Here is a 21,683-nt window from a genome sequence, read left to right as displayed (position 1 = left end):
AAGTGCCCCGGATCAACCGATCCGGGGCACTTTTTTATAGTAGTGTCGAACGGGTAATTAGTTGTCATTGCGCGAATGTGCTATAACGAATGAACTAAAACATTGCACGGCGCCGGCATCGCTAGCTTGGCACCTAGCACCGTTAGGACCGGCAACGGTGGGAAGGAGCGAGGCATGGCTAACACGCCGACCCCGAACAATTCGAAGCGACGCTCTATCTCACGTCTAGTACGCTTTGCGGGCCGAGGAAGCACCCCCAGCACCTCGCCAACTTTGGAACCGCTGCTGCGCACGGTCAAATCCAAACACCCCAAGGCTGATCTGGATCTGCTGATCCACGCCTACGAGGTGGCAGAAAAGTACCACGAGGGTCAAAAACGCAAAAGTGGCGACCCCTACATCACCCACCCGGTGGCCGTGGCGACGATCCTTGCAGAAATGGGTATGACAGGTTCGATCCTGGCTGCCGCGTTGTTGCATGACACCGTGGAAGACACCGACTACTCGCTGGAATCGGTCACCAAGGAATTTTCCGAAGAGATCGCGATGCTCGTCGATGGGGTGACCAAACTCGACAAGGTCACCTACGGGGATGCCGCCCCGGCGGAAACCGTGCGCAAAATGGTCGTCGCGATGTCCCGCGATATCCGCGTGCTGCTCATCAAATTGGCTGACCGTCTACACAACGCGCGCACCTGGCGCTATGTCTCCCCGGAGTCCAGCTCGCGCAAGGCGAAGGAGACCTTAGAGATCTTCGCTCCGCTGGCGCACCGGCTGGGTATGAACGCGGTTAAATGGGAACTGGAAGACCTTTCCTTCGCAGCCCTGCACCCACTGGTGTACCAAGAGATTGTTCGCATGGTGGGGGACCGCACCCCGGAACGCGAAAAATACCTCGCCGGCATCCGCGAACAGCTGAACAATAAACTTAACGAACTCAACGTCCATGCCCAAGTCTCCGGCCGACCGAAGCACTACTACTCGATCTACCAGAAGATGATCGTGCGCGGTAAAGACTTCGACGACATTCACGACCTGATGGGCGTGCGGATCACCGTGGACTCGGTGAAGGATTGTTATGGCGCACTGGGTGTAGTGCACTCCGAATGGAATCCGCTGCCCGGACGTTTCAAAGACTACATCGCCCTGCCTAAGCTAAACCTTTATCAGTCTTTGCACACCACCGTGATGGGCCCAGAGGGCAAGCCGGTGGAAATTCAGATCCGCACCCATGAGATGCACCTGCATGCCGAAAACGGGGTGGCAGCACACTTCCAGTACAAGCACGGCGACCGGTCAGATGCGATGCTCTCGCCGGAGAAGAACATGGAGTGGCTACGCTCCTTAATGGAGTGGCAGGAAGACACCACCGACTCCGAGGAATTCCTCGACGGGCTGCGCTACACCATCAACTCCGCCGAAGTTTACGTGTTCACCCCCAAAGGTGACATCATGTCGCTGCCGGTGGGTGCTACACCGATCGACTTCGCCTACTCCATCCACACCGACGTCGGCCACCGCACCATCGGCTCCCGGGTGAATGGCAAGCTCGTTCCGCTGCATACCGAGTTGAAGCAGGGCGACGTGGTGGAGGTCTTCACCTCCAAGGCCGAAGACGCCGGCCCTTCGCAGGACTGGCAGAACTTCGTCAAATCCCCGCGGGCCAAGGCTAAAATTCGCGCGTACTTCTCTAAGGAACGCCGCGAGGAAGCGATTGAAAAGGGCAAGGAGCTGCTCACCAAGGAGCTGCGCCGCAATCAGCTGCCACTGCAGCGATTGATGACCCATGAGTTGCTGACCACCGTGGCCACCAACCTGCACCACGTGGATATTTCAGCGCTCTACCAGTCGGTGGGTGATGGGCACACCAGTGCACAGAACGTTATCGAACATCTGGTCTCGCTCACCGGCCCTCCGGCGGGCGAACAGGTTGATGAAGAAGCCGTCGTCAGTACGAGCCTGTCCAAGCCCACCACGGGCAACGACGCCGGCGTCATCGTTCAGGGTGTCGGCGACGTGCTGGTCAAGCTCGCTCGTTGCTGTACTCCGGTCCCACCGGATGAGATCCAGGGCTTCGTCACCCGCGGCGCCGGAGTATCGGTGCACCGCACCGACTGCCTCAACCTCGCACAGCTTGCCCAACAACCTGAGCGGCTGGTTCAGGTATCTTGGGCGGAAAAGCACCACGGGGTGTTCCTGGTGGAAATCCAAGTGGAGGCGTTGGACCGCAAGTCACTGCTTTCCGATGTCACCCGGATCTTGTCCGAAAGCCACCTGAACATTCTCTCGGCCAGCGTGCAAACCAGCCGCGAACGAGTGGCGATCTCACGGTTCTCCTTCGAAATGGGCGATCCAAAGTTCCTGAGCCATGTGCTCAACCAGGTCCGCCGCATCGACGGGGTCTACGACGTCTACCGCACCACCGCAGGAAGCCGGCGCTAAACGCTAAACCCTGCCGGTTTAGGCAGCACGCGCCTCATAGGACTGCACCAACCGTAGTGCGCGCGCCACCGGGGCACTAGCCTCCAGTTGGGCCAGGCTTTCGCCCACGGCATCCAGATTCAAAAACGGATCACCGAGGCGTTGCACTTGATTAAACACCGAGGTGGCGATCGGCAACGGGTCATAACAGGCCACATCGCATACCGTGCGCAATGAACTGCTCAGCCTGACCCGCTTGCGATTGACCACATCCTCATCGTCAATCGGCAGCTGCACAAATTCAAAGTTCAGCCCGTTGCCCGGCCGGTAAGGCCGGTGATAGAGGTCCGATGAAATACAGACGGTGTTCACATGTGGCAGTAAGCCGTGAATCCACGCTGCGGTCTGCTGGCAGAAAATATCAGTTCTGCCAAAGTGCCGACCGGCAAGAAACGCGGCTATTTGCGCCCGCGCGGTCGAGTCATAACGAAACCTGCTCTCCACAAAACACCCGCCAATGGATTCGCGCAGCAACCCATGGGTAGCCATGGCGCCGAGCTCATTGCGGGTAAAAGGTTCGCCGACGATAAACAGGTCTTCGGGGATACGCAACGCGGCGACGCGCTGTCCGGTAACTTTTTCCATAAAGCTACTGAACCAGCAAGCGCCGCCGCGTAGGGGGTGTTTGTGCGATCTGTGGATTCTAGTCGAGATCCGCCGCAGACTTCTCCAGGGTGTTCAACCACATCTGGCGAGCCTCCAGGGCCTCCTGAGCCTTCGCGATCCGCTTGGCATTACCCTGCTTTTTCGCTGCTTCAAGATCGTCTTCCAAAGCTGCAATGGTGTCCTGCAACTGCGAAAGCATCGAGTTCGACCGAGCCTTGGTCTCCGGATTTGACCGGCGCCACTGCTCTTCTTCGGCACCCTTGACGGCCTCTTCAACCTGACGCAATGCCGATTCCACTCGCTGGAGGTCCGCGCGTGGCACCTTGCCAGCTACTTCCCAACGGCTACGAATTGAATCGAGTTTCTGCTTGGTGATGGAAAGATCCTTCACCGGTACCAGGGCACGAGCCTCTTCAAGCAGCGCCTCCTTGACGATCAGGTTTTCACCGTATTCGGCGTCGACCTTCGCATTTTCCGCGGCGCGAGCCTGGAAGAATACATCCTGCGAGGCACGGAAGCGGCTCCACAGTGCGTCGTCATCCTTACGCGAAGCACGGCGGGATTTTTTCCACTCGTCCATCAGTTTGCGGTACTCGGCGGCGGTGCCTGCCCAGTCGGTGGAGCTTTGCAACGCCTCGGCGCGGCTGATCAGCTCCTCCTTGGCAGACTTCGCCTGCGCGTTGGTGGCATCGAGCTGTGAGAAGTATGCCCGGCGGTGCCGGTCAAAGGTGGTGCGCGCGGCACGGAAACGTTTCCAGAGCGCATCTTCGGTGGCACGCGGCAAGCGTACGGCCGAACGCTGAGTTCCCTTCCACGTTTCGAACAGTTCGTTCATTGCGGTGGAAGCGGTCTTCCACTGGATCTGCTCGGGGCGCTTCTCAGCCAATGCTTCGGCTTGCTCCACTAAGGCTTCGCGGACCTTGAGCTGTTCGGCGCGGGCGGCCTCGGTGACCTGACGCTGTTCGCCAGCCAGAGCACTCACCGCGGTACGTGCAGCGGCGATCCGTGCTTCGAGCTTAGGAATATCGCCGACCAGATGACGTTCGGCCACGGTGGCGGCCAAGGTATCCAAGGTCTTCGGCATATCGCCGCTTGGTGCCTTGGCACTCACGCGCTGTTCGAGCAGCATCAACTGGGACAGGACATCGTCGTACTTGCGCACAAAGTAGGCCAAAGCCTCATCCTTTGTGGCATCCGGGTACTGTCCGACCGGGTGCTCGGCGCCGTCAATGATGACAAATACATGCCCATCGTCGGTGACGCGGGCAAATTTTGCCGCTTCTTCAAGGGGGGTACTGTGGTCGACGGGCTGAGCCACAACCTGCTTTGCCACTGGCTTATGCGCCTGTGGCAAGGGGATGTTCGGGCTGTCGTCGGATTTCTGACTGGTGGTCACCGCTGAAACTCTTTCGCTTTACTGTTCGCTTGCTTTGGCTAACTCTACCTGTGAGCTGCACTTCTTAGTAAGCCGACGTGCACAGTATTGCTAGCTGTTGCGTCGTAAGATGGATAGGCAACCATTTTGTATGAAGGAGTTTCATGGCACGCAAGGCCTCATTATCAGGTTTCCCCGAATGGCTTCCCGCCGAGCGGGTCGTCGAACAACATGTGTTGGACACCTTGCGTCGCACCTTTGAACTGCATGGTTTTGCCAACATTGAAACGCGCGCGGTAGAAACCCGCGGGCAGCTACTGCGCAAGGGCGAGATCGACAAGGAAGTTTACGGCCTCTCCCGGCTGGCGGCTGAAAATGAAGATAAGCACGATCCCAACGCACTAGCCCTGCACTTTGATCTGACGGTGCCTTTCGCCCGCTACGTGGTAGAAAATGCCGGACACTTGGCTTTCCCCTTCCGCCGCTACCAGATGCAGAAGGTGTGGCGCGGCGAGCGTCCGCAAGACGGCCGCTTCCGCGAATTCACCCAAGCAGATATCGACGTCGTTGGCGAGGGCACCCTCGCCTTTAGCTACGACGTGGAGCTGGCACTAACCATTGCCGATGCGCTGTCCGCACTGCCGATCGGCGACTTCCGTTTGCGCGTGAACAACCGCAAGCTGGCCGAAGGCTTCTACCGTGGTCTGGGCCTAGAAGATCCGGACGCGGTGTTGCGCGCCATCGACAAGCTGGAAAAGATCGGCAACGAGGCGGTCGCTACGATCCTCATCGACGAGGTCGGCGCCACCCGTGAACAGGCCGACGCCGCGCTGGCCCTGGCTGCCATCCGCACCCTGGATACCAGCTTCGTGGAGCAGGTGCGCGCGCTCGGCGTAGAACACGAACTCTTAGACACCGGGCTCGATGAACTCTTCCAGGTCATCGACGCCGCCTCCAAGCGCGCCCCGGGCAAGGTGATGGCGGACCTGTCCATCGCCCGCGGCCTCGATTATTACACCGGCACCGTGTACGAGACCGTGCTGGTGGGTCACGAATCCTTGGGTTCGATCTGCTCCGGCGGACGCTACGAATCGTTGGCTTCCAAGGGGAAGAAAAATTATCCGGGCGTGGGCCTGTCCATTGGAGTCACTCGTTTGGTCTCGCGGATCCTTGCCGAAGAGCTGGTGAGCGCCGCGCGCACCGTGCCGTCGGTGGTATATGTCACCTTGGCTGATGACGATTCCTGGCACCAAGCCCAAGACGTTGCAGCTTCGCTGCGTGGCCGGGGGATCGCCTGCGAGGTCGCCTCGAGCGCCGAAAAGTTCGGTAAGCAGATCAAGTTCGCAGACCGACGCGGGATTCCGTTCGTTTGGTTCACCCAGGAAGACGGCACCCACGAGGTGAAAGATATCCGCACCGGTGAGCAAATCACCGCCGATCCAAGCAGCTGGACCCCACCGGCAGAAGATCTGTACAACACCGTCAACTAGTTGCGGTGCACTAAACTCGTCAACGAGAAGAACTGAAGAGATTTCTAGTCTCAACCGACCGAAAGGATCGTAGTGCTACGCACTCATCAGCTGGGCGAACTTCGCGCCGAGCACATTTCACAGCAGGTCACCCTCACCGGTTGGGTTGCGCGTCGCCGCGACCACGGTGGCGTGGCGTTCCTCGATCTGCGCGATGCCTCTGGGTTCGCCCAGGTAGTCGTACGTGATGAAGAGGACTTCCACCCGCTGCGCAATGAATTCGTGTTGCAGATTAAGGGCACCGTTGAGCGTCGCCCGGCGGGCAACGAAAACCCGAACCTGCCGACCGGCGAGATCGAGGTGATCGCCGATGAGGTGATCGTGCTGAACACCGCAGCCCCGCTTCCTTTCCAGATCGATGAGCACGTTGAGGTCGGCGAGGAGGCGCGTCTGCGTCACCGCTACCTTGACCTGCGCCGTCCGACCCCGACCCGCAACCTGCGTTTGCGCTCCGAGGTCAACCGTGCCGCGCGTAACCTGCTGCACGATGAGGGCTTCGTCGAAATCGAAACCCCAACGCTGACCCGTTCCACCCCGGAAGGCGCCCGCGACTTCGTCGTGCCGGCACGCCTTTCCCCGGGCTCCTGGTACGCCTTGCCACAGTCCCCACAGCTGTTCAAGCAGCTGTTGCAGGTCGGTGGCTTTGAAAAGTACTACCAGATCGCTCGTTGCTACCGCGATGAGGACTTCCGCGCGGACCGCCAGCCAGAATTCACCCAGCTGGATATCGAAGCCTCGTTCGTTGAGGAAGACGACATCATCGAGCTCGGTGAGAAGCTGGTCAAGGAAATCTGGTCGTTGATCGACGTGCAGGTCCCCACCCCGATCCGCCGCATGGCGTACTCCGAGGCGATGGCCAAGTACGGCAGCGACAAGCCAGATCTGCGCTTCGGTCTGGAATTGACCGAAATGACCGAATACTTCTCGAACACTTCCTTCAAGGTGTTCCAGTCCGCGTATGTCGGTTCCGTGGTCATGCCAGGTGGCGCATCCCAGCCACGACGCACCCTAGATGCTTGGCAGGAATTTGCTAAGCAGCGCGGTGCCAAGGGTCTTGCCTACGTCCTACTCAAGGAAGATGGCGAGCTGGCTGGTCCAGTGGCGAAGAACCTGTCCGACGAGGAGAAGGCCGGCTTGGCCGAGGCGACCGGCGCGAAGCCCGGCGACTGCATCTTCTTCTCCGCGGGAGACAAAACCGAATCGCGTGCACTGCTTGGCGCGGTCCGCGTGGAAATCGGTCACCGCACCGGTCTGATCAAGGACGGCGACTGGGCTTTCGTCTGGATCGTTGACGCACCAATGTTCGAGCCAGCTTCCGCCGCCGTAGCCTCCGGCGACGTGGCAGTGGGTGCCGGCGCATGGACCGCCGTGCACCACGCGTTCACCAGCCCGAAGCCCGAGTTCATGGACACCTTCGACACCGATCCGGGTTCGGCCCTGTCCTACGCGTATGACATCGTCTGCAACGGTAATGAAATCGGTGGCGGTTCGATCCGTATCCACCAGCGTGACGTACAGGAACGTGTCTTCAAGCTGATGGGCGTGTCCGACGAGCAGGCGCAGACCCAGTTCGGCTTCCTGCTGGAGGGCTTCAAGTTCGGCGCCCCTCCACACGGCGGCATTGCCCTGGGCTGGGACCGCGTACTGCAGTTGCTTACCGGTTCCGAGTCGATCCGCGACGTCATCGCCTTCCCGAAGACCGGCGGCGGTTTTGATCCGCTGACCGCTGCTCCTGCGCCGATCACCCCGGCACAGCGCAAGGAAGCCGGCATCGACTTCAAGCCAGAGAAGAAGGTCGAAGAGACCGTCAAGGCCGAAGCTAAGTAGCCTTCGGTCGCTTCAAGAAGCCGGATGGAACGCACTTTCGCGTTCCATCCGGCTTCTTTTTTGCATCAAAGTCGGTCAAGAGATGGATTAATGATGATTTTAATACTAGGTTATTTTTCAACCTAGATATTTCGATCCAAGGAGACCGTTTGGCCTCGGCAGAACCGGACGGCATCATCGAGCGATACCCGGAAAGCGACCGCGCATGGGCGCAGGACTTCGGCCTGGCCATGTGGCTGAATGACCTGACTGATTCGCAGAGCGATCAAGAACTGGAAAATGCGTTGGCTGCCATCCGAGATAGCGGCCAAGGTGCAGAAGATCTCTTTGGCGATCCAAGCGAATACGGCGAAGTCCGGTCCTACGCGCGATTGACGCCGCAACAGCTCGCGGATTCGGAGATGTCGATCAACAGCAGTGTGTTGCTACTGGCTGGTTTTGGCCTTGTGGTTGGCCTACTGTGCGCCGGTTTTGGAACTTGGGTCGGATTCCGTGATGGATGGGCTTCGAATTCGTGGCACTATTGGCAGCTAGCCGCCTTGAGCGCAGGCACAGGAATCGCATTATCCGGGCACCTGTGGTGGCTCTACCGGTTGAAAGGCAGGTTCGCCCGATCATGGACGCTGGGTTTGGCAGGAATAGTGGTTTCCATCGCAGCGGCTGCGATCATCGCAGTACTCGGCGGTGAAGAAGCCATGCAACTGCCCAACTGGCTAGCGCCGATCCTCGGGATCGCACTGGCCGTCGGTGTCTTTTGGCTACCATTCAATAAAGAACCTGCAGCACCGCGTAACTGCGCCTCAGCTTTCACCGATCCAGAGACCTGGTTTGCCGAATCCACACGTTTGTTGCGCGGACGCTACGGAATGCGGGGTAAAGAAGCGGCATCTGCATTGGAGCCTGCCCGCGAGCACTGGTCGAATATGAGCGTGGAAGGCGGTGAGGCAACAATTGTCGAAGAATTCGGTACGCCGGGCGAATTCACCATAGGACTCGGAGTCAACACCGCAAATGCGCTGAAGCGACGCTGGTTGATGCGCCGCTTGCTGCCACTGGCATTAGTAGTTTTATACGGCACAAGCCTCCTGCCGGAGGTGCTTGCCCCGGACCGCAGTGGCTGGGATATTTTCTTCGGAGTTTGCATTCTGATTTATGCAGTAATTACGCTCTACGAGTTACGCTCCGCAAATCGCGCGGAATACGTGCAATCGAAACTTGCCGAAAGGCGCGCCCACGCCCGCGGTCTGGAAGAAGGCCGCGATGAGTAAGGATTCACCATTTCCCGGCAGCTGGCAACGAGCCATGCTACCGATGCTTTTGTTGGCTGAATTATCTACGGGGCACGCCCACGGTTACGCCCTGTCCAAATCCCTGCAGGACCGCGGTTTTGGGCCGATCAAGGGCGCAACGCTCTATCCCGCATTAGCGAAGTTGGAAGCATCGGGACTCGTGGAAACCCGATGGGAAGAAGGGCAAGGCGGGCCGGGGCGGAAGGTCTACGAACTCTCGGATTCCGGCTATGCCGAGCTAGAAAGCCATCGCGCAAACTTCGATATGCTCGCGCAGCTGGTGAGAACTACCGGACGCTAAGCCAGCTCCGCCGAATCAACGATCACGGTGAACGGGCCGGTGTTTGTCAGCGACACGTTCATCATCGCGCCAAATTTTCCGGTCGCAACCGTGGCTCCCAACTCACGCAGGTAGCGCACGAAGTACTCGTAGAGCGGCTCGCTGATCGGGCCGGGTGCCGCATTTGACCATGAGGGCCGCCGCCCCTTGCGCACCGAACCGTAGAGCGTGAATTGGCTGATCACCAGCAACGGTGAATCAGTTCCGGCCGCCGAGGTTTCATCTTCTAAAATGCGCAACTGCCAGATTTTCTCCGCAACCTTGCGCGCGGTGTCCTGGTCATCGTCGTGCGTCACGCCCAAAAGAATAACCAGCCCCGGGGCATCTAATTTGCCGACAACTTCCCCTTCGACCTCGACGTGGGCGTTGCTGGCAACCTGGATGACGGCGCGCATAGGGCAGGGTCCTTTCAAAAGGTGGTGGGTGGTGGCGGTGAAGTGTTGAGCTGCACCGCGCAACTATCAGAATATCGGTAGGCTGGGTCTGTGAACGATTTGCTGGATGCCCTGGATGACGGTTCGATCAAGCGGCCGCGCCCACCCCTTGCGGTACGTATGCGCCCCAAGACGCTAGATGAACTGGTCGGCCAAGGCCACCTGCTGGGCCCCGGCTCGCCGTTGCGGCAACTCGCCGAACATCCCGAAACCGGTTTGGCCGGGCCTGCCAGTGTGATCTTGTACGGCCCGCCAGGTATCGGCAAGACCACCATCGCCCACGTGATTGCGCGTGCCACGGACCGTAAATTTGTGGAGCTTTCGGCAATTACCGCCGGGGTGAAAGATGTCCGCCGAGTGATCGAGCAGGCCAAGGATGACCGCGATCTACGCGGGGTGACCACGGTGCTTTTCCTCGATGAGATTCACCGCTTTAACAAGGCCCAGCAGGACGCATTGCTTCCCGGGGTCGAAAATCGGGTGGTGGTGCTGGTCGCTGCCACCACCGAAAACCCCTCCTTTTCGGTGATTTCTCCGCTACTCTCGCGCTCCTTACTGCTGACTCTGCGACCGCTGACCGATGCGGATCTCGCGCAGCTCCTTGACCGTGCGGTGGCGGACGAGCGAGGTTTTGACGCGCAGGTAATCCTTCCCGAAACGCAGCGAGACGCGATCGTTCGGCTGGCCCAAGGCGACGCCCGGCGTTCCTTGACGGTGCTGGAAGCCGCCGGGGCGGTGGCCTGGAACGCGTCCGGGACAAAGCCGGAACCGCCGATCGAAATCCAAGACGAACACGTCCAGCTCGCCATGGATCAAGCGGTGCAACGTTATGACAAGGACGGGGACCAGCACTACGACATCATCTCCGCGTTCATCAAATCCATTCGCGGCTCCGACGTAGATGCCGCCCTGCACTATTTGGCGCGCATGCTCTCCGCGGGGGAGGACCCGCGGTTTATCGCCCGCCGGCTGATGATCAGTGCCAGCGAGGACATCGGCATGGCCGACTCCAGCGCACTGCCGCTGGCCGTAGCCGCCGCCCAATCGGTAGCGCTGATCGGCATGCCCGAGGCGCGGCTGATCCTTGGGCACGCCACCGTGCACCTGGCCACCGCGCCGAAATCAAACGCCGCCTACACCGCGATCAACGAGGCCATCGCCGACGTGAACGCAGGCAAGGGCTCGCTGGTCCCAGACCACCTGCGCGACGCCCACTATCCGGGAGCTAAGCAGTTGGGCCACGGGGTCGGCTACATTTATTCGCACGATGCCCCGCATTCGATCGCCAGCCAGCAGTATCTGCCCGACGATCTGCTCGGCACCAACTACTACCGTCCCACGGCCAACGGCACCGAACGCACGTTGAGTGATCGACTGGCAAAGCTACGGGAGATCATTCGCCGTAAAGACAAGAAGAAACGATAGCGAGCTACGTTACAACGGGCCTGGCTGGCCCCTGCATTCGTGTAGACTTGATCTTTGGCTGGCAAGCTAAGTTGCGCCCGCGAGTAATCGCAGGGGTAACAAGGTTGCAGTGGTTCAGGGGCGCGACGCCCCAACACTCTCCGTCCCGGAGGCCAGTAGATCCCGTCGCTAAAACGAAAAGGACACACTTATGGCTAACGCCCGTGCCCGCCGTACCGTGCGCCTCTCGCGCGCACTCGGCCTTGCCCTGACTCCAAAAGCTGAAAAGTACATGGAGCGTCGTCCCTACGGTCCCGGCCAGCATGGTCGCGCCCGCAAGAAGCAGGACAGCGATTACGCGGTACGTCTGCGCGAAAAGCAGCGTCTTCGTGCCCAGTACGGCATCCGCGAAGTTCAGATGCTTAACGCTTTTAAGGAAGCAAAGCGCCTCGGCGGCCAGACCGGTGACAACCTGTTGGCACTGCTCGAGTCCCGTCTAGACGCTCTGGTTCTGCGTGCAGGCTTCGCCCGCACCATCCAGCAGGCTCGTCAGCTAGTTGTGCACCGCCACATCCTAGTTAACGGCCAGCGCGTGGACCGCCCATCGTTCAAGGTGCAGCCGGGTCAGCTGATCCACGTGCACGAAAAGAGCGAGAAGATGGTTCCTTTCCAGATGGCAGCAGCCGGAGAGCACGCTACCGTGCTTCCAGCAGCTCCTGCTTACCTGGACGTGAAGCTGGAAGCCTTGCAGGCTACCTACCTGCGCGCTCCTGAGCGTGCAGAGATCCCAGTGACCTGCGAAGAGAACCTCGTGGTCGAGTACTACGCACGCTAAACTTAGTGTGTGTTTGGTGGCCCGCAACCGACTCGGTTGCGGGCCACTGGCTTAACTACCTTTAATCGCCTCCGGTTCGATAAGGTGGACTGGCAGCAAGCACCCAAAGCAGAAGAGGAAGCACATGTCGGGTTCGGATATTGCAGGGCTCATCGCGGCCGGCGTCTTTGCCATCTTGGTGGCACTGTTGGCCGTACCAATTATCAAGTTGGGCAAGGTGTTTGATGAGCTTCGCAACTCGATCAAGGACCTCTCCGACGGGACCACTCCGCTGATCGGCGAGGTTGTTAACACGGTGGCCACGACCAATGACCAGCTCAAGAAGGTCGACGCGATCACCTCAAACGTCTCCGATGCGAGCGCCAACGTCTCCGCGCTGTCCTCCTTGGTGGCAGCCACGGTGGGCAAGCCACTGATCAAGGTCGCAGCTTTCACCTCGGGTGTGAAGGCAGCGATGAACGCGAATGCCAGCGGCAAGGGCCGCCGTAGCCGTTAGGGGAGACTAGAATGAAGAAGCTTTTGTGGGTTGTTATTGGCGTGGGCGTCGGAGTCCTCGCCACCAAAAAATACACCGAAGTATCCTCCGGGGCGGCGCTAAACCGTCAGGTCGGTAAGTATGCCGATCGCATCTCGGAGGTAGTGGGAGCATTCCGTGAGGGAATGAACTCCCGCGAAGTAGAACTACGTTCCGCCTTAGGCGTGGACACCGCTAAGTGAAGGGACCATCCGTAACACGATGAAAACGCAGGAAATTGCACGCCGCTGGGTAGACTTCTTCGTCTCCAAGGGGCACACGGCGGTACCCAGCGCGTCGCTGGTCTCATCTGACCCTTCGCTGCTCTTTACGGTGGCCGGCATGGTCCCGTTCATCCCTTACCTCACCGCGCAGGAAGAGCCGCCCTACACGCGCGCTACCTCGGTGCAGAAGTGCATTCGCACCGGTGACATCGAAGAGGTCGGTAAGACCTCACGTCACGGCACCTTCTTCCAGATGTGCGGCAACTTTTCCTTCGGCGATTACTTCAAGCGCGAAGCGATCCACTTCGCCTGGGAACTGCTCACCGGTTCGATCGAAGACGGTGGCTACGGGCTAGATAAGGCTCGTCTCTGGGTCACCGTCTACGAGGACGGCGACGAAAAAGACACCGAAGCTCGCAGCATCTGGGAAGACGAGATCGGCATGCCTTCCGAACGCGTAGTCGGCACCGGCAAGGAAGATAACTACTGGAACACCGGCCAGCCCGGCCCCGGTGGCCCCTGCTCGGAAATCTACTACGACCGCGGCCCGGAATACGGTGTGGATGGTGGCCCGGCCGTCGACGAAACCCGTTTTGTCGAAATCTGGAACCTCGTCTTCATGCAGTACCGGCTTTCCGCGGTACGCTCCAAAACCGACTTTGATGTTGCCGGCGAACTGCCCAAGCGCAATATCGATACCGGTCTGGGTCTGGAACGTCTGGCAATGATCTTGCAGGGCGTGGAGAACATGTACGAGACCGATCAGCTGCGTCCGGTGCTCGACAAGGCCGCGGAACTCGCCGGCATCGTATACACCTCCACCGAGGACCCGGCAGACCCGAACCACGCCAACGACGTGCGCCTGCGCATGATCGCTGACCACACTCGCTCCTCGCTGATGCTCATCTCCGATGGTGTCACCCCGGGTAACGAAGGCCGCGGCTACGTACTGCGCCGACTGATCCGCCGTGCCGTGCGCGCGCTGCGCCTGATGGGCGTGGACACCGCGGTTCTGCCAGAGCTGCTGCCGGTCTCGCGCGACGCGATGAAGGGTGTCTACCCAATCGTCGCCGAAGACTTCGAACGTATCGCACGCATCGCCTACGCAGAGGAGCGCGCCTTTAGCCGCACCATCGCCTCGGGCACCATCCGACTGGACGACGCGCTGAAATCCGCTCAGGCCGAAGGACACAACCTCTCCGGAGATGACGCCTTCACCCTGCATGACACCTTCGGATTCCCAATCGACCTGACCTTGGAAATCGCTTCCGAGGCGGGGCTTGCGGTAGATGAGAAGCGCTTCCGCGAACTGATGACCGAACAGCGCACCCGCGCCCAGAAGGACGCCAAGTCCAAAAAGGGTGGGCACGCTGATCTGAGCGTATTTAACCAGTTGGCGCTGGCCGGCAAGGTCAACTTCACCGGTTATGACACGCTCGTGGGTGAATCGAAGATCCGCGGTATCGTTTCCAACGGTGCGGTGGTGAACTACGCCGAGCAGGGTCAAGAAATTGAACTGGTGCTCGACGAGACCCCGTTCTACGCCGAATCTGGCGGCCAAGCCGGCGATATCGGCTTGATCACCGGCGACGGCTTTGTCCTTGAGGTCACCGACGTGCAGGCTCCGGTGAAGGGGCTGAACGTGCACAAGGTGATCGTGCGCGAGGGTGAACTTCCCGCCGACGCGCTGGTGCGCACCCAGGTAGATGCAATCCGTCGCCACTCCGGTGAGCAGGCCCACTCGGCCACCCACCTGGTGCATGCCGCGTTGCGTCAGTTACTTGGCGACACCGCCACCCAGGCCGGTTCTTTCAACAAGGCTGGCTACCTGCGCTTTGACTTCTCCTGGACCGAGGCACTCTCGGCCCAGGCACGTACCGAGGTTGAGGAGGTCGTGAACCTCGCGATCGCCGCCAACCACCAGGTGGTCACCAACGAGATGGCTTTGGCCGAAGCGCAGCAGCTGGGCGCGATGAGCCTGTTCGGTGAAAAGTACGGCAGCGCGGTGCGCGTCGTTGAGATGAACGGCGCCTGGTCCCGCGAGCTCTGCGGTGGCACGCACGTGCCAACCACCTCACGCATCGGCCAGCTCACCTTGCTCTCCGAAGCCTCGGTCGGTTCGGGCAACCGCCGCGTCGAAGCACTGGTAGGCATGGAGGCGTTCCGTCACGGAGCGGCCGAACGTGCCCTAGTTTCCGAGCTGTCAGGCCTCTTCCGGGTGCCTTCAAATCAGGTTTCCGAGCGGGTCAATGACACCGTGGCGAAGTTGAAGGCAGCGGAGAAGCAGATCGCCGAGCTGAAGAGCCAGGCGATGCTCGCACAGTCGGCAAAGCTGTTGGAGAAGGTCGAAACCATCGGCCAAACCCGGCTCTTGGCGCACAATGCCGGGACCATCGATTCGGCCGATGCGCTACGCACCATGGCGTTGGATCTGCGTGGCAAACTTGGTAGCGAAGCGGCTGTCATCGTGCTGATCGGCGAGTCAAGCTCCCGTCCGCTGGTGCTCGCAGTGACTAACGATGAGGCCCGCAGCAACGGCTTTAAGGCCGGCGCGCTGGTTCGCACCGCAACCGGGGTACTCGGAGGAGGAGGCGGCGGCAAGGACGATATGGCTCAGGGCGGCGGCCAGGACGTGTCAAAGATCGATGACGCGCTGGCAGCAATTCGGGCGGCACTTGCCAATGGCTAATATTGCGTTCGGCGTCGACGTGGGCCTGGCCCGCGTCGGCGTCGCCGTGTCCGATCCCTCCGGAATCCTCGCCACCCCGGTGATGACACTGCGCAGGGACCTGAAGAAAAACTCTGATCGACGCATGTTATTACGCATGATCGTTGACCGGGGCGTGTCCGAGGTATTCATCGGCGAACCGAAATCACTGGCCGGAAACTCAACCGAATCCACAAGAATGGCTCGTGACTACGCGATTGCCTTGGCGGAAGAGGCAAATGAGGCTAAAATCGAGGTTGGAATTTTTTTGGTCGATGAGCGTTTGAGCACGGTCAGTGCCCATCGTTCATTGCATGCCTCAGGTCGCCGCATGCAAGATCACCGCCAGGTCGTTGACCAGGTGGCAGCCGTCGAAATCCTGCAACAGGTGCTTGAAATGCGTCGCAACTCCGTGCGTGTGCAAGCCAGCCGTATCGTGTTGAAATAACGGCGCGACGCGAGAAACCACTTGGGAGAATTAATGCGAGATGAAGCCCGCCGCAAACGGCAGCGTGAAACCCACTCCGAGCTTTACGCACGTTTTGCTGCCGGGCAACGCTCGGTTTTACCCGAGGCTTCGAGCCCGGAACTGACCGGCGGAGGAGTGTATCTTGACGCCGACGCTGGCGCGCCAGAGCACTCTGCACCGGAATCCGCGCCGGTCGCACAGGATTTCTCGCAGCCCGAACCCGAGTACCACGACGAGCCCGGCACACAACAGGCGTTGCGTGCCGGCTCGGCCGGCCACGGTGGCAAGGCGCGCAAAAAGCGTAGCAAACGCCGCCGTAACTTGGTGATGCTGGCAACTTTCCTGATCTTTGCCGTGGTTGTCGCCGGATCTTTCTACTTCATTCGCTCGCTGTACAAGCAGTTTAACCCCGATGATTACCCGGGTCCTGGCGGCCAAGCGGTGGAATTCACCGTGGAAGACGGCTGGGGTCCGGCCCTCATTTCGCGCAAGCTTGATGACCTAGACGTCGTGGCCAGTGACAAGCTGTTCATGTCGGCCATCGACAATTCGGATGCCAAAAGCAAACTCATCCACCCCGGCACCTACCTGCTCAAGACGCAGATGTCCGCCGCGGCAGCCGCGGACGAGCTGATCGACAAGCGACCGGATAAGGTCTTTTACGTCGGGCTGAAGGCAAATATGCGCCTGAGCGCTACGTTGGAAGAGATTGCCAAGGGTTCGGGCCTGAAGCTTGAAACCCTTCGTAAACTGGCTGATCAGCCAGAAAAATTCGGGCTACCCAGCGAATCAACAAACCTTGAAGGCTGGCTGCACCCCGGAGAATACCGCTTCCCGTTGGACACCAAGGCCGACGAGGTACTGACAACCATGGTTGACTCCACCAAAAAAGCGTTGACCGATGCCGGCGTCAGTGACCTGAGCGAAGGCTATCAGGCGCTAAAGATCGCCTCCATTTTGCAGGCCGAAGCCACCCCGAAGGATTACGAGGTCGTTTCCGGAGCCATCCAGAACCGGCTGGACCCAAATAATAACGAAACTCATGGGCTGCTGCAGACCGACTCCACCGTGATTTATGGGCTGAACCGCTATTCGCTGCAGTTCACCAAAGCGGAGAAGAAGGACGCTAGCAACAAGTACAACACCTACGTACACACCGGCCTGCCGCCGACTCCGATCGGATCCCCGGCCACCTCGGCGATCAACGCCGCGGTGAACCCACAGGATAACGGCTTCTACTATTGGGTCACCGTGAACACCCAAACCGGTGAGACGAAATTTGCCTCCACCTATGCGGAACATCAGGTGAACCACGCAAAGTTCAGCGCCTGGTGCGACGCAAACCCTGAGGTATGCAAATGATGCGAGCGGCGGTGCTCGGCCAGCCGATTAGCCATTCCAAATCGCCGATCCTGCACCGGGCCGCCTATGCGTTGCTCGGCGCAGACATTAACTACGAGGCGATCGAGCTGACTCCCGCCGACGCTGGAGAATTCGCGCAACAGCTGCGTGCCAACCAGTGGGCCGGCTGTTCGGTGACGATGCCGCTCAAAGATGTCTTCGTGCCACTGATGGACGAGGTGTCGGACCGCGTGGCCCGGCTCGGTGCGTTGAACACCATTGTGGTATGCCGCGATGGAAGACTCTACGGAGAAAATACGGATGTTGATGGGATCGTGTTGGCCTTGGCCGACGCGGGCGTGCGGCACAGTAGCCAGGCCACCATACTTGGCGCGGGAAATACCGCGCTGGCAGCTATTGAGGCGGCCGCCGAACTGGGCACTACCGAGCTGAAACTTGTGGTCCGTGACCCGGCCCGCGCTAGCCTCGCCATCTCCTTGGCCCAAGAGCTTGGAATGCGCGTTGAGCTCGTCGAAGTTAATTCGTTTGACGAGCTCGGAATTATCGCCGATCCACTGGTCATCAGCACCTTGCCGCCGCGTGCGGCGGACAGTTGGGTGGCGCCATTAGGCGCCGGGCGAGGCATCCTGCTGGACGTCGCTTATGACCCTTGGCCCAGCGAGCTGGCGCAGAACTGGGCTGGAACGGTGATTTCCGGGCTTCATATGCTGGTGCATCAAGCGGTGGAACAAGCCCGTTATTTCAGCGCTTTACCCTTTGATGAGCTAACCCGTGAACGCGTCACAAATGCGATGTATCACTCACTTGGGCTTCATCGACGCGGTTAAAGAAGCCACGTCATGGCAAAATAGAATCCATGTTGCGTTGGTTGACGGCGGGCGAATCACACGGCCCGGCACTCGTTGGAATTCTTGAAGGTCTACCCGCCGGAGTCTCGGTGGACAGTGAAGTGGTGCGCGATGCGCTCGCTCGGCGACGTCTTGGCTACGGCCGAGGCGCGCGAATGAAATTTGAAAAGGATCAGGTCAGCTTCCTCGGTGGCGTGCGCCATGGCAAAACCCAGGGCGGCCCGATCGCCATTGAAATCGGGAATACCGAATGGCCCAAGTGGGAGCGCGTGATGAACGCGGACCCGGTAGACCTCGACGAACTGGCCTCGATGGCGCGTAACGCCCCATTAACCCGGCCACGTCCGGGCCATGCCGATTTCACCGGAATGCAAAAGTACGGGTTCGACGATGCACGTCCGGTCCTCGAGCGTGCTAGCGCGCGAGAGACCGCTGCCCGCGTCGCCCTCGGCTCGGTAGCCCAAGCCTTCCTGGCCGGCCTTGGCATCGAACTTGTTTCACACACCACCGCTATTGGTGCGGTCGCCGCTCCGGTTGATGCGCCGCTGCCAACCTTGGCCGACGTGGACGCACTGGACGCCGATCCACTGCGTTGCTTCCATGGCGAAACCAGCGCGGCAATGGTTCTTGAGGTCGATGACGCGCATAAGGCAGGGGAGACCCTCGGCGGTGTGGTTGAGGTGCTCGCCTACAACCTGCCTCCGGGCATCGGCTCCTACGTGCACTGGGATCGCCGCTTAGACTCGCGTCTGGCCGGAGCCCTGATGGGTATTCAGGCCATCAAGGGTGTTGAGGTCGGCGACGGTTTCCTTACCGCAGCGCGACGCGGTTCGGCCGCGCACGATGCAATTATCCCCGCCGAATCCGGCGGAATCAAGCGTGAAACCAATCGTGCCGGCGGCATCGAAGGCGGCATGAGCATCGGCGAGGTACTGCGTGTACGCGCCGCCATGAAGCCGATCGCCACAGTGCCCCGCGCGCTAGCCACCATCGACACCGCCACCGGTGAAGAAACCACCGCGCACCATCAGCGTTCGGACGTCTGTGCGGTTCCGGCCGCCGGAGTGGTCGCCGAGGCGATGGTCGCACTGGTACTGGCGCAGTCGTTGCTAGAAAAGTTCGGCGGCGACTCGCTGAATGAAACTAAGCGCAATATCGACAGCTACCTGGCGAATATTCCTGCCTCGCTGGGCTCGACCGGGGTCTAAATGATTTACCTGATTGGTCCGATGGCCAGCGGCAAGTCCACCGTGGGCAGGTCGCTGGCTAAGGCCTTGGGCACTAGTTTTGCCGATTCCGACGTGCATATTGTCGCCCAGCATGGGTCGATCGCACAGATTTTTGCCGAGCACGATGAGGCCTACTTCCGTGACCTTGAGGTGGCGGCTCTGGCGCAATTACGTGCCGGGGTGATCGCCACCGGTGGAGGCGCGGTATTGCGCGAAGAGAATCAACAAGTGTTACGCGGCGGCACGGTCATCTACTTAGCGATGACTTTAGAGACCGCTAAGCGTCGCCTCGCGGGGGATACGCACCGCCCACTGCTCGCTGGTGACCAAACCCTCACCACCTGGTCCCGGCTCTACGAGACCCGCCAAGAAATTTACGAAAACCTTGCTGATCTGACCTTACAGGTTGATAATTTGAGTCTCGCGCAGCTCGTTGAGGCGATCGAGTCGCATGTGATTCACGCCACGAGATAGCAAAACCTACAGCGCTCCCGCGTACGCTGGATAGATCAGCACCATCAGGAGGAACGTCAAGGATGCCACTCGCACCAACCACACTTCAGGTCACCGGAACCACCCCAGCGGAGTCATATCCGGTCATGGTCGGTAACGGCTTACTGGGAGAATTGCCCGAACTTTTGGGTCCGGCAGTTAAGAAGGTTCTGGTCATCCATCCTCGCGCCCTGCGCGCTACCAGTGACGTCGTTCGCGACGACCTGGAAAAAGCCGGGCTTACCTCGCTGACCGCTGAAATTCCCGATGCCGAAGAGGGCAAGCACATTCAAGTTGCCTCCTTCTGTTGGGAAGTACTGGGCAAGAACGACTTCACCCGCAGCGACGCAATTGTCGCCGTGGGCGGCGGAGCGGTCACCGACCTTGCAGGCTTTGTGGCCGCCACCTGGCTGCGTGGAGTGAAGGTGATCCACGTGCCAACCTCGCTGTTGGGTATGGTCGACGCCGCCGTGGGCGGCAAAACCGGTATCAACACCGCCGAGGGTAAAAACCTCGTCGGTTCCTTCCACCCGCCGGCGGGTGTGCTGGCGGATCTTGATGCGCTAGCCACGCTGCCTAAGCACGAACTGGTTACCGGCCTCGCCGAAGCAGTGAAGTGCGGGTTCATCGCCGATGAGCGCATCTTGGAACTGATCGAAGAAGATCCCGAAGATGCGATCCGCGCCGACAGCGACCGGTTACGCGAAATTATCGAACGCACCATCGCGGTGAAGGTCGAGGTGGTTTCACGCGACCTGAAGGAAGCGGGGGACCGCGAGTTCCTGAACTATGGCCACACCCTGGCCCACGCGATCGAATTGTCCGAGCGTTACAACATCCGCCACGGCGCGGCAGTGTCCATCGGGCTGTGCTTCGCCGCAGAGCTGGGCCGTTCGGTGGGGCACACCCCCGACGCGGTCACCGAACGGCACTTCAGCATCCTGAAGTCCTTGGGCTTGCCGACCAGCTACCGCAACGACAAGTGGATGGCGCTGCTAGACGGCATGAAGCGCGATAAGAAGACCCGTGGTGATCAACTACGTTTTGTAGTGCTCGACGCCATCGGCAAACCACGTATTTACGAGGTGCCGGATAACTCGCTGTTATTCGCCGCCTACCAGGAAATCGGAGAGTAAGCATGAGCGAATTCACCGCATACGCCATTGACGTCGCATCGGTAAACCACGAAGGCGTGGGCACCTCCATCGACGGAGTATTGATTGACCCGAACACTCTGCGTCCCTTCATCAACGATGAACAGGCCGCCGATCGTTCGATGGCCAACGGCACGCCTACCGACCAAGTGGTGATCCACATGGCTCGTGGCGAGCTCGCGCTGGCCGGTAATCTGATTGCCGAATCACGTTTTGAAGACCCAACCAATGCGCACTTACGCGTGTTGGACACCGAGCTGACCCGCTTGCAAGGTGATTTCGATCGCGCTATCAACCGCTTGCGCAAGCTGGTGGATGAATTTTCGGGCACCTACTACGAGCCGCTGATGCAGCACCACCTGGGCATGTCATTCTTCGCAAAGGGTGACTACAAGGCAGCGGTAACCCGGTTCCGCACCGCATTGGAGCAGCGCCAGCAGATGGGTTCTTCGCAGCATTTGCTCAACGCGTCGGCCGGTTGTTTACGACTGGCCGAGGAACGTGCACAAAATTAGTCATTAGCGCAGTTTGCTATAGTGATAAATGGATTTTTGATAATGCCGG

20 protein-coding genes are annotated in these 21,683 nt (G+C 59.9%); 17 read left to right on the top strand and 3 right to left on the bottom strand.

The annotated features are described in order from the left end of the window. The first annotated feature begins 174 nt into the window (after positions 1–174). Positions 175–2,442 (top strand): RelA/SpoT family protein, encoded by a 2,268-nt coding sequence (locus IEX04_RS12595; RefSeq protein ID WP_096257785.1) that lies wholly within the window; start codon positions 175–177, stop codon positions 2,440–2,442. 18 nt (positions 2,443–2,460) lie between these two features. On the opposite strand, the gene IEX04_RS12590 is transcribed toward IEX04_RS12595, so the two are convergent. Both IEX04_RS12590 and IEX04_RS12585 read right to left on the bottom strand, forming a co-directional pair. After that, complete coding sequence (locus IEX04_RS12590) at positions 2,461–3,066, bottom strand: hypothetical protein (protein WP_096257783.1); 606 nt, start codon at positions 3,064–3,066, stop codon at positions 2,461–2,463. 58 nt (positions 3,067–3,124) lie between these two features. Then, positions 3,125–4,483, bottom strand: a complete 1,359-nt coding sequence (locus tag IEX04_RS12585; protein ID WP_096257779.1) for a DUF349 domain-containing protein — start codon at positions 4,481–4,483, stop codon at positions 3,125–3,127. Between the two features lie 143 nt (positions 4,484–4,626). Between IEX04_RS12585 and hisS the strand changes: the two genes are divergently transcribed. The 4 genes from hisS (at position 4,627) to IEX04_RS12565 (ending at position 9,408) form a co-directional block, all read left to right on the top strand. Beyond that, positions 4,627–5,952, top strand: a complete 1,326-nt coding sequence (hisS, locus tag IEX04_RS12580; protein WP_188686066.1) for a histidine--tRNA ligase — start codon at positions 4,627–4,629, stop codon at positions 5,950–5,952. 72 nt (positions 5,953–6,024) lie between these two features. Further along, positions 6,025–7,818, top strand: a complete 1,794-nt coding sequence (aspS, locus tag IEX04_RS12575; RefSeq protein ID WP_096257776.1) for an aspartate--tRNA ligase — start codon at positions 6,025–6,027, stop codon at positions 7,816–7,818. 149 nt (positions 7,819–7,967) lie between these two features. Then, positions 7,968–9,086 (top strand): hypothetical protein, encoded by a 1,119-nt coding sequence (locus IEX04_RS12570; protein WP_188686064.1) that lies wholly within the window; start codon positions 7,968–7,970, stop codon positions 9,084–9,086. After that, positions 9,079–9,408: a PadR family transcriptional regulator gene (locus IEX04_RS12565; RefSeq protein WP_188686062.1), complete on the top strand. Its 330-nt coding sequence runs from the start codon at positions 9,079–9,081 to the stop codon at positions 9,406–9,408. The genes IEX04_RS12570 and IEX04_RS12565 overlap by 8 nt, the downstream gene beginning before the upstream one ends. On the opposite strand, the gene dtd is transcribed toward IEX04_RS12565, so the two are convergent. After that, positions 9,405–9,842, bottom strand: a complete 438-nt coding sequence (dtd, locus tag IEX04_RS12560) for a D-aminoacyl-tRNA deacylase (protein ID WP_188686060.1) — start codon at positions 9,840–9,842, stop codon at positions 9,405–9,407. The genes IEX04_RS12565 and dtd overlap by 4 nt on opposite strands. A gap of 90 nt (positions 9,843–9,932) precedes the next feature. Between dtd and IEX04_RS12555 the strand changes: the two genes are divergently transcribed. From IEX04_RS12555 to IEX04_RS12500, 12 genes are all read left to right on the top strand, one after another. Beyond that, positions 9,933–11,306: a replication-associated recombination protein A gene (locus IEX04_RS12555; protein WP_229677132.1), complete on the top strand. Its 1,374-nt coding sequence runs from the start codon at positions 9,933–9,935 to the stop codon at positions 11,304–11,306. 190 nt (positions 11,307–11,496) lie between these two features. Beyond that, positions 11,497–12,120 (top strand): 30S ribosomal protein S4, encoded by a 624-nt coding sequence (gene rpsD, locus IEX04_RS12550; protein WP_096257772.1) that lies wholly within the window; start codon positions 11,497–11,499, stop codon positions 12,118–12,120. Between the two features lie 124 nt (positions 12,121–12,244). Beyond that, positions 12,245–12,616 carry a DUF948 domain-containing protein gene (locus IEX04_RS12545; protein ID WP_188686059.1) on the top strand — a complete coding sequence of 124 codons (372 nt, stop codon included), beginning with the start codon at positions 12,245–12,247 and terminating at the stop codon, positions 12,614–12,616. 11 nt (positions 12,617–12,627) lie between these two features. Beyond that, entirely contained in the window at positions 12,628–12,837 is a 210-nt protein-coding gene (locus IEX04_RS12540) for a hypothetical protein (RefSeq protein ID WP_096257770.1), read from the top strand. Between the two features lie 19 nt (positions 12,838–12,856). Next, positions 12,857–15,547, top strand: coding sequence for an alanine--tRNA ligase (gene alaS, locus IEX04_RS12535; protein WP_188686057.1), 2,691 nt, complete (start codon positions 12,857–12,859; stop codon positions 15,545–15,547). Beyond that, on the top strand, positions 15,540–16,013 hold the full coding sequence (gene ruvX / locus IEX04_RS12530) for a Holliday junction resolvase RuvX (RefSeq protein ID WP_188686055.1): 474 nt from the start codon (positions 15,540–15,542) through the stop codon (positions 16,011–16,013). Before alaS ends, ruvX begins: the two co-directional genes overlap by 8 nt. Before the next feature lie 33 nt (positions 16,014–16,046). Next, positions 16,047–17,396 carry an endolytic transglycosylase MltG gene (mltG, locus tag IEX04_RS12525; RefSeq protein ID WP_188686054.1) on the top strand — a complete coding sequence of 450 codons (1,350 nt, stop codon included), beginning with the start codon at positions 16,047–16,049 and terminating at the stop codon, positions 17,394–17,396. Beyond that, the gene (locus tag IEX04_RS12520) at positions 17,393–18,223 is read left to right on the top strand and encodes a shikimate dehydrogenase family protein (RefSeq protein ID WP_229677131.1); all 831 of its coding nucleotides are present in this window, start codon (positions 17,393–17,395) and stop codon (positions 18,221–18,223) included. The genes mltG and IEX04_RS12520 overlap by 4 nt, the downstream gene beginning before the upstream one ends. Before the next feature lie 29 nt (positions 18,224–18,252). Beyond that, positions 18,253–19,452, top strand: coding sequence for a chorismate synthase (aroC, locus tag IEX04_RS12515; RefSeq protein WP_096257765.1), 1,200 nt, complete (start codon positions 18,253–18,255; stop codon positions 19,450–19,452). Then, positions 19,453–19,947, top strand: a complete 495-nt coding sequence (locus tag IEX04_RS12510) for a shikimate kinase (RefSeq protein ID WP_096257764.1) — start codon at positions 19,453–19,455, stop codon at positions 19,945–19,947. A gap of 62 nt (positions 19,948–20,009) precedes the next feature. Then, positions 20,010–21,101 (top strand): 3-dehydroquinate synthase, encoded by a 1,092-nt coding sequence (gene aroB, locus IEX04_RS12505; RefSeq protein ID WP_188686052.1) that lies wholly within the window; start codon positions 20,010–20,012, stop codon positions 21,099–21,101. A 2-nt stretch (positions 21,102–21,103) separates the two neighbouring features. Beyond that, positions 21,104–21,634 (top strand): tol-pal system YbgF family protein, encoded by a 531-nt coding sequence (locus IEX04_RS12500; protein WP_096257762.1) that lies wholly within the window; start codon positions 21,104–21,106, stop codon positions 21,632–21,634. Positions 21,635–21,683: the final 49 nt, after the last annotated feature.

It is taken from the genome of Glutamicibacter ardleyensis (assembly GCF_014644555.1).
Classification (GTDB): Bacteria; Actinomycetota; Actinomycetes; order Actinomycetales; family Micrococcaceae; genus Glutamicibacter; species Glutamicibacter bergerei.
This window is presented reverse-complemented; position numbering and strand designations above follow the sequence as displayed.

Bases quoted from the DNA above. Each gene is read 5' to 3' on its own strand.
- IEX04_RS12540 (WP_096257770.1), top strand. From the start codon at position 12,628: ATGAAGAAGCTTTTGTGGGTTGTTATTGGCGTGGGCGTCGGAGTCCTC.
- IEX04_RS12595 (WP_096257785.1), top strand. From the start codon at position 175: ATGGCTAACACGCCGACCCCGAACAATTCGAAGCGACGCTCTATCTCA.
- IEX04_RS12565 (WP_188686062.1), top strand. From the start codon at position 9,079: ATGAGTAAGGATTCACCATTTCCCGGCAGCTGGCAACGAGCCATGCTA.
- mltG (WP_188686054.1), top strand. From the start codon at position 16,047: ATGCGAGATGAAGCCCGCCGCAAACGGCAGCGTGAAACCCACTCCGAG.
- IEX04_RS12500 (WP_096257762.1), top strand. From the start codon at position 21,104: ATGAGCGAATTCACCGCATACGCCATTGACGTCGCATCGGTAAACCAC.
- dtd (WP_188686060.1), bottom strand. From the start codon at position 9,842: ATGCGCGCCGTCATCCAGGTTGCCAGCAACGCCCACGTCGAGGTCGAA.
- aroB (WP_188686052.1), top strand. From the start codon at position 20,010: ATGCCACTCGCACCAACCACACTTCAGGTCACCGGAACCACCCCAGCG.
- IEX04_RS12520 (WP_229677131.1), top strand. From the start codon at position 17,393: ATGATGCGAGCGGCGGTGCTCGGCCAGCCGATTAGCCATTCCAAATCG.
- IEX04_RS12590 (WP_096257783.1), bottom strand. From the start codon at position 3,066: ATGGAAAAAGTTACCGGACAGCGCGTCGCCGCGTTGCGTATCCCCGAA.
- IEX04_RS12545 (WP_188686059.1), top strand. From the start codon at position 12,245: ATGTCGGGTTCGGATATTGCAGGGCTCATCGCGGCCGGCGTCTTTGCC.
- hisS (WP_188686066.1), top strand. From the start codon at position 4,627: ATGGCACGCAAGGCCTCATTATCAGGTTTCCCCGAATGGCTTCCCGCC.
- rpsD (WP_096257772.1), top strand. From the start codon at position 11,497: ATGGCTAACGCCCGTGCCCGCCGTACCGTGCGCCTCTCGCGCGCACTC.
- ruvX (WP_188686055.1), top strand. From the start codon at position 15,540: ATGGCTAATATTGCGTTCGGCGTCGACGTGGGCCTGGCCCGCGTCGGC.
- aroC (WP_096257765.1), top strand. From the start codon at position 18,253: ATGTTGCGTTGGTTGACGGCGGGCGAATCACACGGCCCGGCACTCGTT.
- IEX04_RS12510 (WP_096257764.1), top strand. From the start codon at position 19,453: ATGATTTACCTGATTGGTCCGATGGCCAGCGGCAAGTCCACCGTGGGC.
- alaS (WP_188686057.1), top strand. From the start codon at position 12,857: ATGAAAACGCAGGAAATTGCACGCCGCTGGGTAGACTTCTTCGTCTCC.